Genomic DNA, 14,562 nt, shown 5'->3' with positions numbered 1-14,562 from the left:
GATGGTGGCATGAGCGATCTACAGAACGCGATCATCGACGAACTCGCCGTGCGTCCCACCATCGATCCGGCGGCGGAAATCGAGAGCCGGGTCGGTTTCCTCGCGGATTACCTCGCCTCCACGCCCGCGCACGGCTTCGTGCTGGGTATCAGTGGCGGTCAGGACAGCACCCTCACCGGCCGGCTGTGTCAGCTTGCGGCCGAACGTGTTCGGGACAGCGGAGGCGACGCCGAGTTCGTCGCGGTGCGCCTCCCCTACGGCGTGCAGGCGGACGAGGCCGATGCCACCATCGCGCTCGATTTCATCCGTCCCGACCGCACCGTGACAGTGGACATCGCGCCGGCCGCGGACGCGAATGCCGCGTCCGCCGCAGCGGCTCTCGGCGTCGACCGGTTGCGTGATTTCGTGCGCGGCAACATCAAGGCGCGCGTACGCATGGTGGCCCAGTACGCACTGGCCGGCGAGCTGGGACACCTCGTGGTCGGCACCGACCATGCGGCGGAGGCGGTCACCGGGTTCTTCACGAAATACGGCGACGGCGGCGTCGACCTGACACCGCTCACCGGCTTGACCAAGAGGCAGGGCGCCGCGCTGCTGCAGGAGCTGGGCGCACCCGAGAGCACGTGGAGCAAGGTGCCCACCGCCGACCTCGAGGACGACCGGCCCGCACTCCCGGACGAGGTCGCACTCGGCGTCACCTACGCCCAGATCGACGACTACCTGGAGGGCAAGGAGGTCGCGGCCGAGGCAGCGGAGCGCATCGAGACGATGTTCACCCAGACCCGCCACAAGCGCACCGTGCCGGTGACACCGGGCGACACCTGGTGGAAGTAAAGGTCTAGCCGCCTGCGAACGGCGGCAACACGTCCACACGCGGTCCCACGAGAGTGGTTCTGTCCCTGGTCAACTCGTCCCCGACCAGGAACGCGCACACCCTCAGGATGCCTGCGAGCGTGTCTCCGTGTGAGTCCGACAGCAGCGTCGACAGGTGCGCGAGATCGGCGCCGACGGGGACAGTGATGGTCTCCTTCTCGGTGCCGGCAGCGTCGGCTGCCGCCGCGAAGTACCGCACCTCCACCCCGATCGTCTCAGCCACCGATCGCACCCATCGATCGTTCGGGCGGCTCGAAGCCCTCGGCGTCGATGCCGTGGCCCGCCCACTTGTTCCACATGGCGCCGCGCCACAGATCGGCGATCTCCTCGTCGGTCGCGCCGCCGCGCAAAGCCCCGCGGATGTCGGTTTCGGTGTCGGAGAACAGGCACGACCGGATGGTGCCTTCCGCGGTCAGGCGGGTGCGATCGCAGTCGGAGCAGAACGAACGCGTCACGGACGCGATGATCCCGACCGTCGCGGGACCCCCGTCGACCGCCCACTCCTCGGCGGGAGCGGACGGATCGTCACGGCCGACCTCGGTGAGATCGAACCGGCGACCGAGAACGTCGAGCAGGGTGACGGCGTCGACCATCGAGCCTCGATCCCACTCGTGGTCCGCGTCCAGCGGCATCTGCTCGATGAACCGGAGGTGGACACCTCGGTCGAGGCACCACGCCAGCAAATCCGTTGCGCCGTCCAACGTTTCGGGCATCAGTACCGCGTTGATCTTCAGCGGCGAAAGACCCGCGGCGAGCGCGGCGTCGATACCGGCCATCACGGCGGGCAGACGATCGCGCCGCGTGAGCGTTTCGAAATGACGTCGGTCGACGGTGTCGAGCGAGACGTTCACACGGGTCAGACCGGCGGCGACCAGATCGCGGGCTCGCCGATCGAGGCCGATCGCGTTGGTCGTCATGGCAAGAGAGAGGCCGGGGGCCGCCGCCGAACACCGGGCCACGATGTCGACCAGATCCTTGCGCACCAGCGGCTCGCCGCCGGTGAAGCGGACGTCCCGGATGCCCAACCGGTGAGCGGCGATACCGACCACCCGCGCGATCTCCTCTGCCGACAACAACCTGTCCGGCGCGATGGCGGGGAGGCCTTCGGCCGGCATGCAGTACGTGCACCGCAACGAGCACTTCTCCGTGATGGAGATCCTGAGGTCGCGGGCGATGCGTCCGAATCGGTCCAGCAGCAACGGCTCGTTCGGGCGGTCGGCGGAGGGAGCAGGAGTAGAGGTACGCAGAGACGGTATGCCCATGCTCACCGCCGTCATTCGCTCACCACTTTCACTCATCCCATGTTTTGCGTCTCTTGCCACCAGTATGCCCGCGCGATGCCTAGGATAATCGCCATGTCCGGTGCGCACGTGGTCTCTCCGCCATCGGTCGACGAGCATTCTGCCCTGATTTCCTCCATGCTCGGGCCACTTCTCGACGCGCCCGCCGAGGAGACGTCGGTGTCCGACGCACTCGGACGGGTCGTCGCCGAGGACGTCCTCGCCCCCGTCGACCTTCCGCTGTTCCGCAATTCGCAGATGGACGGCTTCGCCGTCGACGCGGCGTCGCTCTCAACCGTCCCGGTCACGCTGGACATCCTCGGCACCATCGCCGCCGGTGACCCCGCAGGTGAGCAACACGTTCCGGGAACGGCGCGGCGCATCATGACGGGAGCGCCGGTACCGGACGGTGCCGACGCGATCGTTCCGGTCGAGGACACCGACGTCGCGGGTGATCAGGTGACCGTGCGCGTCGCCCGCCGATCGGGTGAATTCGTGCGCGACCGCGCCAGTGACATCCGCGCCGGATCCACACTCCTGACCGCAGGTGTCGTGCTGCGTCCCCGTCATCTCGGCGCTCTCGCCGCAGCGGGGCTCTCCGCGGTCCCGGTCCGTCGACGCCCTCGCGTTGCGGTGATCGCCACCGGCAAGGAGCTCGTCGACGTCGGCCACACCCTCGGCCCCGGTCAGATCTACGACTCGAACGGACTGACGTTGGCCACCAGCGTGACCGACGACGGCGGGGACGTCGTGTTCCGGGCCCGGAGCACCGACTCGCTCGACGAGTTCTCCCGGATTCTGCGTCACGCCATCGCGGTCGCGGACGTCGTCATCACCTCCGGCGGGGTGTCCATGGGCGACTTCGAAGTGGTGCGCGACGTGCTGACTCCGCTCGGCGGCCACTTCGGGCACGTCGCCATGCAGCCGGGTGGACCGCAGGGGACGGCGACCGTGGACGGGATTCCGATTCTGAACTTCCCCGGCAACCCCGTGAGCACCCTGGTGTCGTACGTGGTCTTCGCCCGGCCGCTGATCCGCCGCGCGTCCGGACTACCGGTGTCGGAACCGGAATTCGTGACACTCGATGCCGCCGTGCGGTCCACGCCGAACCGCCGACAGTTCCTCCGGGGACGGCGCACGTCCAGCGGTGCAGTCACCACCTCCGGCGCCGGCTCTCACCTCGTGGCGACGATGGCGCACGCCGACGTCCTCGTCGACATCCCCGCGGACGTGACCGACGTGGCCGCGGGCACCCGTGTGCGAGTGTGGGAGCTGTGACCTCCAACTCCTTCTCCCACGTCGACAGCGACGGCCGAGCCCGCATGGTCGACGTGAGCGGCAAAGCCGACACCGTGCGGGTGGCCGTGGCCGCCGGCGAACTGCGCACCACGCCGGAGGTGATTCGGCTCGTCCGCGCCGACGGCATGCCCAAGGCCGACGTGATCTCCACCGCGCGCATCGCCGCGATTGCCGGCGCCAAACGGACGTCGGATCTCATCCCGCTGTGCCACCCGCTCGCCCTGTCGTCGGTGACGGTCTCCTTCGGCTTCACCGACGAGTCCATCACCATCGAGGCCACGGCCAAGACGACCGGGCCGACGGGAGTGGAGATGGAAGCGCTCACCGCGGTGTCGGTCGCGGGATTGACCCTGCACGACATGGTGAAAGCGGTCGATCCCGCCGCGTCGATCGACGGTGTGCGGCTGATCAGCAAGAGCGGCGGCAAGCGCGGTCACTGGCAGCGAGAAGGCGCCGCGCCCGCGCCCGAACCACCCCGGTGCGGTCCGCGCTCGGCGGTGGTCGTCGTCGCCTCGACCGGCGGTGCGCTCGGGACGCGGGAGGACACCACCGGGCCCCGAATCGCAGAGTGGTTGTCGGAGCGCGACTTCGACGTCCGCGGGCCGCTCGTGGTCGCCGACGCCGACATTGCATCGGGACTGGACGACGCGCTCCGCGGCGGTCCGAGCATCGTCGTCACCACCGGCGGCACCGGCGTCTCCCCCACCGACGCGACCCCCGAGGCGACTCGGGCTGTCCTCGACCAGGAGCTGCCCGGGTTGGCGGAAGCCATCCGCCAGAAGGGAATTGCCGCAACACCGCACGCGTCGCTCAGCCGCGGTCTGGTCGGAATAGCCGGACGCACCGTGGTGGTGAATCTCCCCGGGTCACCCGGAGGGGTGAAGGACGGGTTGGCCGTGCTCGAGTCCGTGTACGAACACCTGATCGCTCAGGTAGCCGGGAAAGGAAGCCACGATGCCTGACATCGTCGCCGTCATCACCTCCGATCCGCTCGATCCGGCCACCGTCGACCGTGCCGTGTCGGGCCCGGAACACGGTGCGGTGGTGACCATGTCGGGAGTCGTGCGCAATCACGATCACGATCGCGCGGTGTCCGCGCTCGAGTATCAGGCGCATCCCGACGCCGAGCGGTTCCTTCGGACGTGTTGCGAGGACATCGCCTCGGAGTTCGGCCTGCCCGTGGCCGCGATGCACCGTGTCGGACCTTTGGTCGTCGGCGACCTCGCGCTCGTCGCCTCGGTGGCGGCGCCACACCGCGGTGAGGCCTTCGCCGCGTGCAGCGCCCTCGTCGACCGCATCAAGGTCGAGGTGCCCATCTGGAAACGGCAGCAGTTTCCCGAAGGCACGTCCGAGTGGGTGGGGTTGTAGGTCACCGCACGTAGCGGTGCACCACCAACATCTCGGCGGCCGTTGCCGATTCGGCCCGCCGCATGGTCGACAGCGCGGATTCGATTGCGGCGGAATCGATGCCCGATCCGATGAAGACCAAGTCGGTGCCCCGCCTCGTCACGGGCTCGAAGGTGATGTGCCGACCGACCGTGTGCACCCCGAATCGTCGTCCGGTTCCGCCGAAGTCGACGAAACCCTTCGATCGGTAGAGCCCGACCGGTGGGTTCTCCAGGAAATCGACGAAAGCGCGCGGATCGAGGATGTCGGCCTGCATCGTGAGCGAGGTGAAGCGGGCGTGCAGATGCGTGTCGTGATCGTCGTCGTCCTCCCGCAGCAGGTCGTCGAGGGTGAGCTGCACCGGCCCGACCACGGGCCCGCGGTCGGGGCGATCGAAAAGCAGATCGACGTCGACGACGCCTCGTGACGTCGTCACGATCGGAGCCTCCGGGGCGGTTCTGCGTATCGTGCCGGTGAGTCGGTCGATCTGCGCCGGCGGGACTCGGTCGGACTTGTTGACGACCACGAGATCGGCCATCGCCAGATGACCCGTCAGTTCCGGGTGTTCGGCGGACGTGTCCTCGAACTCCGCTGCGTCGACGACCACGACCAGGCCGCCGTATCGCAGCCCCTCGTTCTCCGATCCGAGGACGAGCCGAATCATGTTGCGCGGCTCCGCGAGTCCGCTCGCCTCCACCACGATGGCGTCGATCGCAGCGCCCGGGCCGGTGAGGACGGCGAACATCTCGTCGAGGTCGCTGACATCGACAGCGCAACACATGCAGCCGTTGCCGAGAGCCACGACGCCGTCGACCTGCCCGGCCACCAACATCGCGTCGATGTTCACCGAGCCGAAGTCGTTGACGATGACTCCGATACGCAGCCCGTGGTTGTGCCGCAGGAGATGGTTCAGCAGCGTCGTCTTGCCCGAGCCCAAAAAGCCGGCGACGACGAGGACCGGAATGCGGTCGGCCACCGGGATGTCGGCCACCGGAATGTCTCAGCCTCCCGACGGCGCGGACAGCAGCTTGGTGAACAACGTGCTGACGATGGTGAGGACGGCGCTGACGTTCTTCTCGGTCAGCAGACGATCGATTCCGGTGAGGCCGAAGGATTCGAGCAGCGGCGTCAGGACGGACAGCTGCTCGGCGAGCCCGCTCGGTAACTTGGCCAATGCGGCGGCAGGGGTCGAGGGGACGGCCACGCTCGGTGCTGCCGGTGTGGTGGTGGACGGTGCCGTAGCAGACGGCGCCGTGGCGGACGGCGCCGTGGCAGTGGGCGCGGTCGTGGCGGCCGGCGTTCCGGTCAGCAGGAAGTCGACGATGCCGGTGGTGATGGCGATGGCGTGCTTGACCTGACCTTCGGTGCTCTCGAGGATCTTGGCGTCGTCCGGGTTGGACCCGTTGCCCATCTCGAGGAAGACGTCGGGAACGGTGGTCAGCGCCGGGCCCGCGATGTCGCTGCGTTCCTGGATGCCGTCCTTGACGTCGGCGTAGTTCGCGCCGGTGAATCCGGCCTTCTCGTACGCGTCGCGCATGTCGGTGGACGCGGTGCGCCCGGCGCCCGTCTGCACGGCGTTGGCCGTGGCGTCGGGAATGGGGAGGGTCGGCACGATCACGTGGAAGCCGTGGTTCTGCGCGTCGGATCCGGTGCTGGTGGAGTCCGCGTGGATGCTGACGGCGACCTGCGCGCCGGAGGCGTTGGCAGCTCTGGCCCGATCGTCGACGCACCCGCCCCACCCGGAGTCGTCGGCGCGGCTCATGACCACCTTGGCGCCGACGCTTTCGAGGCTGGTCTTGACCAGAAGCGCCACGTTCCAGGTGATGGTGTGTTCGGGTGTCCCGCCGAGCGCGGTCATACCTGTGGTCTGGCAGTCCTTGGTGCCGCCGCGGCCGTCGCTCACCTGCTTGGACAGGTTCTCGGTGTGATTGGTCCCCTGGTGGCCTGGATCGAGGAAGACCGTCTTGCCGGCCAACTCGGTTCCGGTGGCGGGTGCTGCCTGCGCGAGGGGAGCTGTGGACAGGACGGATGCAAGGAACACGCCCGCACACAGGCCGGCGGTGGTCACGAGTCTCTTCACAGTTCTCCTCAGCAGCGATCACACACAACTTCAGTCACATCTGTACCAGAAGCATCGATCGAGCGACAAGAGCTGATCGAATCGGTAGCCGCTCGTGACCGCGTCGTGACCCGAATTTGCACGAAATAAATCCTCGGCCGTTCCGGACGAAAAGAACAATCGCACTCGATTCAGATATCGAACACAATGGGCGTAATGTCGAAATGGAATCCGAAACTGTGACCTGAAAGAAGTAATACATGGCTAAGAAGGTCGTGGTTCAACTGGTCGACGATATCGACCAGGAGCCGATCGAAGAAGGCGGCGAACACATTCGATTCGCCGTCGGTGGAGTCGAATACGAGATCGACCTCAACGACGAGAACGCAGCGGAGTTTCATCGACGACTCGATTACTACATCGACTTCGCCACCAAGGTCGACGGTCGCCGTGGCCGCTCGACGTCCACACCGTCGACCCAGCGCCGCAGCCCCGACCTCACCAAGGCGGTTCGTGAGTGGGCCCGCGAGAACGGTCACGCCGTTTCCGCGCGTGGACGCATTTCGGCGGAAATACAGCAGGCGTACGACGCCGCACACAATGGCTAGTACACAGGCCGCATGAACGACGAGATCCCCGCACCGAATCGGTGCGGGGATCTCGTTTTCTCGTTCCTCGGTGGAGCTAAGGGGACTCGAACCCCTGACCCCCACACTGCCAGTGTGGTGCGCTACCAGCTGCGCCATAGCCCCGAGCAGAACGCCCGACCGAAGTTACACCACCATGACGACGACCGACAAATCGCGTCGATCCGTCAGAGGTCGGCCACCCAATTCGCGTTTCCGAGGGCGTCGACGAGCGATCCGTCCACCACGACCGTCGGGGTTCCCGACGAGCCGGTAGCAGCGAGTGCTTGACGTGCCACCGCGGCATTGGCCGCTGCGCTGGGCACCTGCGCCCCGCCGGTGATGCACTGGGCGGCAGTGTCGGATGCACCGGAATCGCGTGCGAGCTGGGCGAGATCGTCGTTCGAATGATCGCTGCTGCCCTTCTCCGCGGGCTGGAAGTCCGGCGCGAAGAGCGTGCTGTGGAACTTGGAGTACACGATGGCGGACTCCGACGCGGCGACGCACTGCGACGCCGCGACCGCGCGGGTGCTGTAGTCACCGCTGGCCGAGAGCTGATTCAGGAAGTCGAGCATGTGATACCGCACTGTGACCGCGCCGGCATCGATCTTCTGCGCCAGCTCCTGGCCGTGCTTGTTCTCGAGCTCGGCGCAGTACGGGCACATCGCGTCCTCGTACACGTCGATGGTCTTGGTGGCCGACGGCAGTCCGATACTCACGACGCCCTGATCCAGCAGTGCGATCTGCACGTCCGCGTTCTGCACCGAGCCGTACCCGTCGGCGCGCGGTTCGCTTCTGCTCTTCTGCCAGAAGACTCCGCCGATCACGACGGCGGCAATGACCAGAATGGCCAATCCGCCCAGAATGTACGTCGACTTACTGGAGGACGGCTGCGGGTTGTACTTGCTCGGCCTGGCTTTTCTGTCGGTCACGGAATTACTGTGCCATGTCCGACTGAGTGCGCCCTGAGAAGGTTCCCGTTCGTGATCGGGGGCCCAGCGCACCCGGACTCCGGGGAAAGGCGATCAGCCAAACCGCAAGCGCCAGGAACCCGATATCGCGCGCAATTTCGCGCACGTAATCCCACGCGTCTACGTCCGCTGCTCCCCCGCCGCCGAAACATCCGCAGTCGATCGACATTCCGCGGGCCCACACACTGGCGATGACGGAAACGAGAACGAGAAGCACCGCTGCGGACACTCCGGCCACGAGGCGCACGCCCAGACCGACGACAAGAAACAGACCGAGCCCGATTTCCAGGAACGGCAACACGGTGGCGACCGGGCCGACCCAGTCCTCCGACAGCAGGCGATAGGCCCGGACGGCCACGATCGTCTGCGTCGGATCCGCAGCCTTGATGCCGCCCGAGACCAGCCACACAGCGGCGAGTCCGATACGCGCGACCCCCGAGATCCACCGCTTCCACATTGGGGCCACAGTACCGGCGTACCGCTGTAGGTTTGCCAAAGCTTGCTGGTAGAGCGCCCGCGGCGCGAGTACTTTCGCCAGCGTGACCGAGACGAACGCCTCCACCAAGCCCACGGGTGACCCCGCCCCGCACGACTTCGACCACTCCCACGCCGACGTGTCGGGTGGGTGGTTGCGTGCGGCGACTTTCGGAGCGATGGACGGGTTGGTGACGAACACCTCGCTGATCGCCGGCGTCGGCGGAGCGGGTGTGTCGTCGCACACCATCGTTCTGTCGGGTATCGCCGGACTGGTCGCCGGAGCGTTCTCCATGGCGCTCGGTGAGTACACCTCGGTCTCGACTCAGAACGAACAGATCGACGCCGAAGTGAAGGTGGAGCGGGCCGCGTTCGCGAACCATCCGGACGCCGAACGTGCCGAGCTGGTCACGATGCTCACCGACATGGGCATGAGCGGGGACACGGCGGAGACCGCTGCCACCGAGATCCACGCCGATTCCGACCGCGCGGTCAACTTCCACATCGCGCAGGAGCTGGGAATCGATCCCGACGAGAAGCCGTCGCCGCTCGTCGCCGCCGGATCGTCGTTCGTGTTGTTCGCGATCGGCGCGATCATCCCCCTGATCCCGTACCTGCTCGGGTTCGCATCGCTCCCAGCCGGATTGGCCTGCGGCGCAGCCGGTCTCGTGGTGGCCGGTGCGCTGGCGGCGCACTACACGTCGCGGTCGACCCTCCTCGGTGCGGCTCGGCAGCTAGCCTTCGGCGCGGTCGCCGTCGCCGCGACGTATGGGGTCGGCGCTCTCATCGGGGTCGGGACGGCCTGATCGGACGACGGTGTCGGGAACCACCACCCACGCCGCCGCAGCCGCCACCAGGATGACTCCGGTGACACCGAACGCGACACCGTAGGACACCGAGATCAACATCGCGGCAACGATCGGTCCGATGACGGCGCCCACGTCCGACGCCATCTGGAAGGCGGCCAACACGGGCCCGCCGCGAGCCTTCGACCCCACGATGTCGGCCACCGCGGCCTGCTGCACGGGGTTGATGGCGCCGCTGCCGAGTCCTGCCACGAACGTGACCACCATGAACACGACGATGTTCTCCGAGAGGCCCATCGCGATCGTGGAGACCCCGCACACGGCGAGGCCCAGAACGAGGAAGGGTTTGCGCCCTCGCCGATCCGACAGTTTCCCCGCCTGAAACAGCGTCAACGCATTGCCGACGGCGAAGACCGTGAGGACGACACCCGACAACGCTGCCGAGCGGTTCAGCCCCTCGACCACGAACAGGGGAACCACCGCGACCCGCACTCCGAACACGGCCCACCCGTTGGCGAAACTCGAGGCCAGTGCAGCCCGGTAGGGCGACTGAGCCCACGCATCGCGCAGGCGCATCGTCACCGGCTCCTCCCCCGCGGGGACGACGACCTCCGCGGGAGACTTCAGAGCGACGAACACCACGAGCGCGGCGATCACCAACGCGACCGCGTAGATGAAGAACGGCACCCGCAGACCGAATCCGACCAGGGCGCTGCCCACCAGCGGGCCTCCGATGGTGCCCGCGAGGAAACTGGTGGCGTAGAGACCCGCCACTCGCCCGCGACTCTCCGGCGGGCTCACCCGGATCAGCAAGCCGAGCGCGGAGACGGTGAACATCGTGGACCCGATTCCGCCGATGGAGCGAAAGATCAACAGCTGCGGATAGTTCGCCGCGAACGCGCACGCCGCCGTCGATGCGGAGACGATCAGCAGACCCACCAGATAGACGGGCCGCTCGCCCCATCTCTGCACCAACCACCCGGCCGGCGGTGCGAACACCAGACGCATGAGCGCGAACAGCGAGACGATGGCTGAGGCTGCAGTGACGCTCACGCCGAATTCGCGCGCGAACAGCGGTAGTGCCGGTGCGACGATTCCGAACCCGAGAGCGATGACGAAGCTCGCCGAGATCAGAATCCAGATCTCACGACCGATCGGTGCGGGGCGACTCACTCTCCACTCAGGACGGACGACACCAGATCCCGTGCGGCGGACTGCACCTCGGCCAGGTGCTTGTCACCGAGGAACGACTCGGCGTAGATCTTGTACACGTTCTCCGTCCCCGACGGGCGCGCCGCGAACCATGCGTTCTCGGTGGTGACCTTGAGCCCTCCGAGAGGTGCGTCGTTTCCAGGCGCTGCGGTGAGGATCGCGGTGATCGGTTCGCCCGCAAGGGAAGTGGCTTGCACCTGCTCGGCGGAGAGCTTGGCCAGCAATGCCTTCTGCTCGCGGTCGGCGGGTGCATCGGTGCGCGCGTACGCGGGTGCGCCGAACTTCTCGGTGAGCTCGGCGTAGCGCTGCGACGGGGTTTTCCCCGTGACCGCGGTGATCTCGGACGCGAGCAACGCCAGGATGATGCCGTCCTTGTCCGTGGTCCACACCCGACCGTCCTTGCGCAGGAACGACGCTCCGGCCGACTCCTCCCCGCCGAACCCCAGGTTGCCCGTGAGAAGACCGGGGACGAACCACTTGAACCCCACCGGAACTTCGAGGAGCGGACGCCCGAGCGACTCGACGACACGGTCGATCATCGACGAGCTGACGAGTGTCTTGCCGACCTTCGCCGACGGTGACCATCCCGGCCGATGCGAGAAGAGGTACTCGATCGCGACGGCGAGGAAGTGATTGGGATTCATCAATCCGGCGTCGGGCGTGACGATTCCGTGGCGGTCGGAATCCGCATCGTTGCCGGTGGAGATGTCGAAGCGATCACGCGCAGAGATCAAGGACGCCATGGCGTTCGGTGAACTGCAGTCCATCCGAATCTTGCCGTCGGTGTCGAGAGTCATGAACCGCCACGTGGCGTCCACCAACGGGTTCACCACGGTCAGATCCAGGTTGTGCCGCTGGGCGATGGCGTCCCAATAGTCGACGCTCGCACCGCCGAGCGGATCGGCGCCGATGCGCACGCTCGCACCCCGAATGGCATCGAGATCGAGGACGTTGTCGAGATCGTCGACGTACGTTCCGAGGTAGTCGTACTTCTCGACCGACCCGGCGAGTGCCTGCGCGAGGCTGACCCGCCGAACCGACGACACCCCGTCGCGCATGATCTCGTTGGCGCGTGCGGCGATGACCGATGTCGCGTCCGTGTCGGCAGGCCCGCCGTTGGGCGGGTTGTACTTGAACCCGCCGTCGCGCGGCGGGTTGTGCGACGGGGTCACCACGATGCCGTCTGCCGGGGCACTCGGCCCGGACGCGTTGTACCGCAGAATGGCATGAGAGACAGCGGGAGTCGGCGTGTACCGGTCACCCGAATCGATCAGCACGGCAACGTCGTTGGCCGCGAGCACCTCGAGCGCCGTGGTCCACGCAGGCTCCGACAGAGCGTGCGTGTCGCGGCCGATGAACAACGGCCCCGTGGTCCCCTGCGCTGCGCGGTACTCCACGATGGCCTGGGTGGTCGCGATGATGTGCGCCTCGTTGAACGCTCCATCGAGACTCGATCCACGGTGTCCCGAGGTCCCGAAGGCGACCTGCTGATCCGGATCGTCGACGTCGGGGGTGACGGTGTAGTAGGAGGTCACCAGATGTGGCAGATCCTCCAGATCCGACGGTGCCGCAACTTGTCCTGCACGATCGTGTGCCACGACATCTCTCCTTTTGGCTTCTACCCCCGAGCATTCCAACCCTAGCGTGGCTCAGGACGGCAGGCGGGAGAACTCCGCGACCGCGATGACGTCGTCCAGAGCGTCTGCGAGCGCCGCAGCGCGGGCCGGGGAGGTCGGCGCCGCGAGAATGCGCGATCGGTCCGACGGCCCGAGCGGCAGAGCCGCCGCGAGAGCGAACACGTCGTCCTCGGTCATGGCATCGAGGAGAGGCAACGACGGCAGCGTTTCACCTTGCGCTGCAGCCAGTTCCGACAGAACCTCCAGAAGCCGCCGCGCGCGCGTGACCACGGCCACGAGGTCCGCCGAATCGGTACTCGGCTCGTCCGGCCAGTCCTGCAGAAGGGCCCTCGGATACGGGTCGTCCTCGAGCCATTCGGTGACTCGCACCCGCGATCGGCCCTCGCATTCGAGGACGTACCTCCCGTCGGGCAGGGGGAGGCAACGACGGATCTCCGCCACCGTCGCGATGTCGCCGCGGGTGTCGCCGCCGCCGACTTCGTGGCCGCGTTCGATCAGCACGACTCCGAAACGCGGCCCGTCGTCGGACGCCATGCACGCGTCGACCATGGCGCGGTAGCGCGGCTCGAACACGTGCAGCGGCAATGCCTCACCGGGAAGCAGCACCGATCCGAGGGGGAACATCGGGAGCTCGTAAACGTCGATATCGGACACCCCTTCAGCATGCACCTCACGCGCGGTCACCGTCGACCCATCCGGCGCCCCGACCGGTAGCGAAGAGCTTCATGTGACGTCACGCACCGCTCGGCTGTCCATCCGCTCGCTTGCTGCTGCTGCCGCTGCTGTCGCGACGGTCCTCGCGGTACCCGGTACCGCCTCGGCGGCCCCGATCTACCCTGCCCCCGATCCGGACGGCTTCTACTCCGCTCCCGGCAACCTCGGATCGGCCCGCGACGGTGACGTCCTGCGGACGAGGACCGTGCCCGCGACCGGCTTTCCCGGCGCCACCGCGACGCAGATCCAGTTCCGGTCGGAGAACTCGTCCGGTGACCCCATCGCGGCGGTGACCACAGTGCTGACGCCTCCCGGCGGCGGCGCCAACCGCCCTCTGGTGTCGTATCAACCGTTCACCAACGCGCTCGGCCTGCAGTGCGCACCGTCGCACAGTCTGTTCGACGGTGGAATGCAGGAAGCGCCCGCACTCAACGCGCTCCTCGCACGCGGCTGGGCCGTGGCGATTCCGGACCATCTGGGCCCCACCAGCGCGTACGGCGCCGCGAAACTCGGCGGCCGCATCGTTCTCGACGGAGTTCGCGCAGCTCAGCGCGCAGGTGGACTCGGGCTCGGGGCAAGTCCCGTCGGACTCGCCGGGTACTCCGGAGGCGGCATGGCGTCGGAGTGGGCCGCGGCGCTCGCGCCGTCCTACGCACCCGAACTGAACATCGTCGGCGTGGCCGCAGGCGGTGTCCCCGCCGACATCGGTCGACTGGGAGCCGAGGTGGGGTCGAGGCCGTCCGATTCGTTCGGACTGGGCTTCGCCGCGTCGATGGGCCTCGAACGCGAGTACGCGGGACGCTTCGACTTCGGTGCTGCGCTCAACGACAACGGGCGCGCGCTCGCCGGCCGAGTGGCCAACGCATGCACCGACCAAATTCTTGCCGACGGCCGCGGCGGCAGCCTTCCGTCGGTCACCACCACCGATTTCGCCGCCGACCCGTCGGCACGTTCGGTGCTCGCCGAGAACAGCCTGCAGTTCTATCCCGGTGTCCCGACGGCGCCGGTCTACCAGTACCACGGCGGCGCGGACACTCTGGTCTCGCTCGACGCGGTGCAGCAGACGGTGGGCCGCTACTGCTCCTCCGGTGCGCGAGTTCAGTTCGCGGTGCTGCCCGGCGCGGATCACGGAGCGGCGATCGTCGCAGGAGCACCGGGTGCGTTCGGATACCTCGGAGATCGGTTCGCGGGGATTCCGGCGCCCAGTAACTGCTGATGTTCGCGC

General features: G+C 67.4%; 16 protein-coding genes and 1 tRNA gene. 7 read left to right on the top strand and 10 right to left on the bottom strand.

Features of this window, described 5'->3' with window-relative positions:
* The first annotated feature begins 9 nt into the window (after positions 1-9).
* On the top strand, positions 10-834 hold the full coding sequence (gene nadE / locus AC59JP_RS03325; RefSeq protein WP_497324201.1) for an NAD(+) synthase: 825 nt from the start codon (positions 10-12) through the stop codon (positions 832-834).
* Positions 835-838: 4 nt separating this feature from the next.
* Here nadE and AC59JP_RS03320 read toward each other — a convergent pair whose 3' ends face one another.
* Both AC59JP_RS03320 and moaA read right to left on the bottom strand, forming a co-directional pair.
* Entirely contained in the window at positions 839-1,096 is a 258-nt protein-coding gene (locus AC59JP_RS03320) for a MoaD/ThiS family protein (RefSeq protein ID WP_497324200.1), read from the bottom strand.
* A complete protein-coding gene (gene moaA / locus AC59JP_RS03315; protein ID WP_497324199.1) occupies positions 1,089-2,150 on the bottom strand; it encodes a GTP 3',8-cyclase MoaA in 1,062 nt (353 codons plus the stop codon). Before moaA ends, AC59JP_RS03320 begins: the two co-directional genes overlap by 8 nt.
* Before the next feature lie 78 nt (positions 2,151-2,228).
* Here moaA and AC59JP_RS03310 point away from each other — a divergent pair, with 78 nt between their 5' ends.
* Genes AC59JP_RS03310 through AC59JP_RS03300 form a run of 3 tightly spaced genes read left to right on the top strand, consistent with a single transcriptional unit; the run spans position 2,229 to position 4,820 of the window.
* A complete protein-coding gene (locus tag AC59JP_RS03310; protein ID WP_497324198.1) occupies positions 2,229-3,431 on the top strand; it encodes a molybdopterin molybdotransferase MoeA in 1,203 nt (400 codons plus the stop codon).
* Complete coding sequence (moaCB, locus tag AC59JP_RS03305; protein ID WP_497324197.1) at positions 3,428-4,414, top strand: bifunctional molybdenum cofactor biosynthesis protein MoaC/MoaB; 987 nt, start codon at positions 3,428-3,430, stop codon at positions 4,412-4,414. The genes AC59JP_RS03310 and moaCB overlap by 4 nt, the downstream gene beginning before the upstream one ends.
* Positions 4,407-4,820 carry a molybdenum cofactor biosynthesis protein MoaE gene (locus AC59JP_RS03300; protein ID WP_497324196.1) on the top strand — a complete coding sequence of 138 codons (414 nt, stop codon included), beginning with the start codon at positions 4,407-4,409 and terminating at the stop codon, positions 4,818-4,820. Before moaCB ends, AC59JP_RS03300 begins: the two co-directional genes overlap by 8 nt.
* Before the next feature lies 1 nt (position 4,821).
* Here AC59JP_RS03300 and AC59JP_RS03295 read toward each other — a convergent pair whose 3' ends face one another.
* Positions 4,822-5,820, bottom strand: coding sequence for a CobW family GTP-binding protein (locus AC59JP_RS03295; RefSeq protein ID WP_497324850.1), 999 nt, complete (start codon positions 5,818-5,820; stop codon positions 4,822-4,824).
* Positions 5,821-5,838: 18 nt separating this feature from the next.
* On the bottom strand, positions 5,839-6,918 hold the full coding sequence (locus AC59JP_RS03290; protein WP_497324195.1) for an N-acetylmuramoyl-L-alanine amidase: 1,080 nt from the start codon (positions 6,916-6,918) through the stop codon (positions 5,839-5,841).
* Between the two features lie 239 nt (positions 6,919-7,157).
* On the opposite strand from AC59JP_RS03290, the gene AC59JP_RS03285 reads away from it, so the two are divergent.
* Entirely contained in the window at positions 7,158-7,505 is a 348-nt protein-coding gene (locus tag AC59JP_RS03285) for a histone-like nucleoid-structuring protein Lsr2 (protein WP_497324194.1), read from the top strand.
* Between the two features lie 71 nt (positions 7,506-7,576).
* On the opposite strand, the gene AC59JP_RS03280 is transcribed toward AC59JP_RS03285, so the two are convergent.
* The 3 genes from AC59JP_RS03280 to AC59JP_RS03270 form a co-directional block, all read right to left on the bottom strand.
* Positions 7,577-7,649 (bottom strand) — tRNA-Ala (locus AC59JP_RS03280).
* Between the two features lie 62 nt (positions 7,650-7,711).
* Positions 7,712-8,455, bottom strand: coding sequence for a DsbA family protein (locus tag AC59JP_RS03275; RefSeq protein WP_497324193.1), 744 nt, complete (start codon positions 8,453-8,455; stop codon positions 7,712-7,714).
* Between the two features lie 4 nt (positions 8,456-8,459).
* Positions 8,460-8,951 (bottom strand): MauE/DoxX family redox-associated membrane protein, encoded by a 492-nt coding sequence (locus AC59JP_RS03270; protein ID WP_497324192.1) that lies wholly within the window; start codon positions 8,949-8,951, stop codon positions 8,460-8,462.
* 82 nt (positions 8,952-9,033) lie between these two features.
* Here AC59JP_RS03270 and AC59JP_RS03265 point away from each other — a divergent pair, with 82 nt between their 5' ends.
* On the top strand, positions 9,034-9,774 hold the full coding sequence (locus AC59JP_RS03265; RefSeq protein WP_497324191.1) for a VIT1/CCC1 transporter family protein: 741 nt from the start codon (positions 9,034-9,036) through the stop codon (positions 9,772-9,774).
* On the opposite strand, the gene AC59JP_RS03260 is transcribed toward AC59JP_RS03265, so the two are convergent.
* The 3 genes from AC59JP_RS03260 to AC59JP_RS03250 are packed head-to-tail and all read right to left on the bottom strand — an operon-like array spanning position 9,703 to position 13,277.
* Positions 9,703-10,947, bottom strand: a complete 1,245-nt coding sequence (locus AC59JP_RS03260) for an MFS transporter (RefSeq protein ID WP_497324190.1) — start codon at positions 10,945-10,947, stop codon at positions 9,703-9,705. The genes AC59JP_RS03265 and AC59JP_RS03260 overlap by 72 nt on opposite strands.
* A complete protein-coding gene (gene pgm / locus AC59JP_RS03255; RefSeq protein WP_497324189.1) occupies positions 10,944-12,584 on the bottom strand; it encodes a phosphoglucomutase (alpha-D-glucose-1,6-bisphosphate-dependent) in 1,641 nt (546 codons plus the stop codon). Before pgm ends, AC59JP_RS03260 begins: the two co-directional genes overlap by 4 nt.
* Positions 12,585-12,635: 51 nt before the next feature.
* The gene (locus tag AC59JP_RS03250) at positions 12,636-13,277 is read right to left on the bottom strand and encodes an LON peptidase substrate-binding domain-containing protein (protein WP_497324188.1); all 642 of its coding nucleotides are present in this window, start codon (positions 13,275-13,277) and stop codon (positions 12,636-12,638) included.
* 73 nt (positions 13,278-13,350) lie between these two features.
* On the opposite strand from AC59JP_RS03250, the gene AC59JP_RS03245 reads away from it, so the two are divergent.
* The gene (locus AC59JP_RS03245) at positions 13,351-14,553 is read left to right on the top strand and encodes a lipase family protein (protein WP_497324187.1); all 1,203 of its coding nucleotides are present in this window, start codon (positions 13,351-13,353) and stop codon (positions 14,551-14,553) included.
* The last annotated feature ends 9 nt before the right edge of the window (positions 14,554-14,562 follow it).

The sequence above is a fragment of the Rhodococcus sp. 320_ES genome (assembly GCF_059691855.1).
Note: the sequence above shows the minus strand (reverse complement) of the source record. Positions and strands in the feature narration are given on the sequence as shown.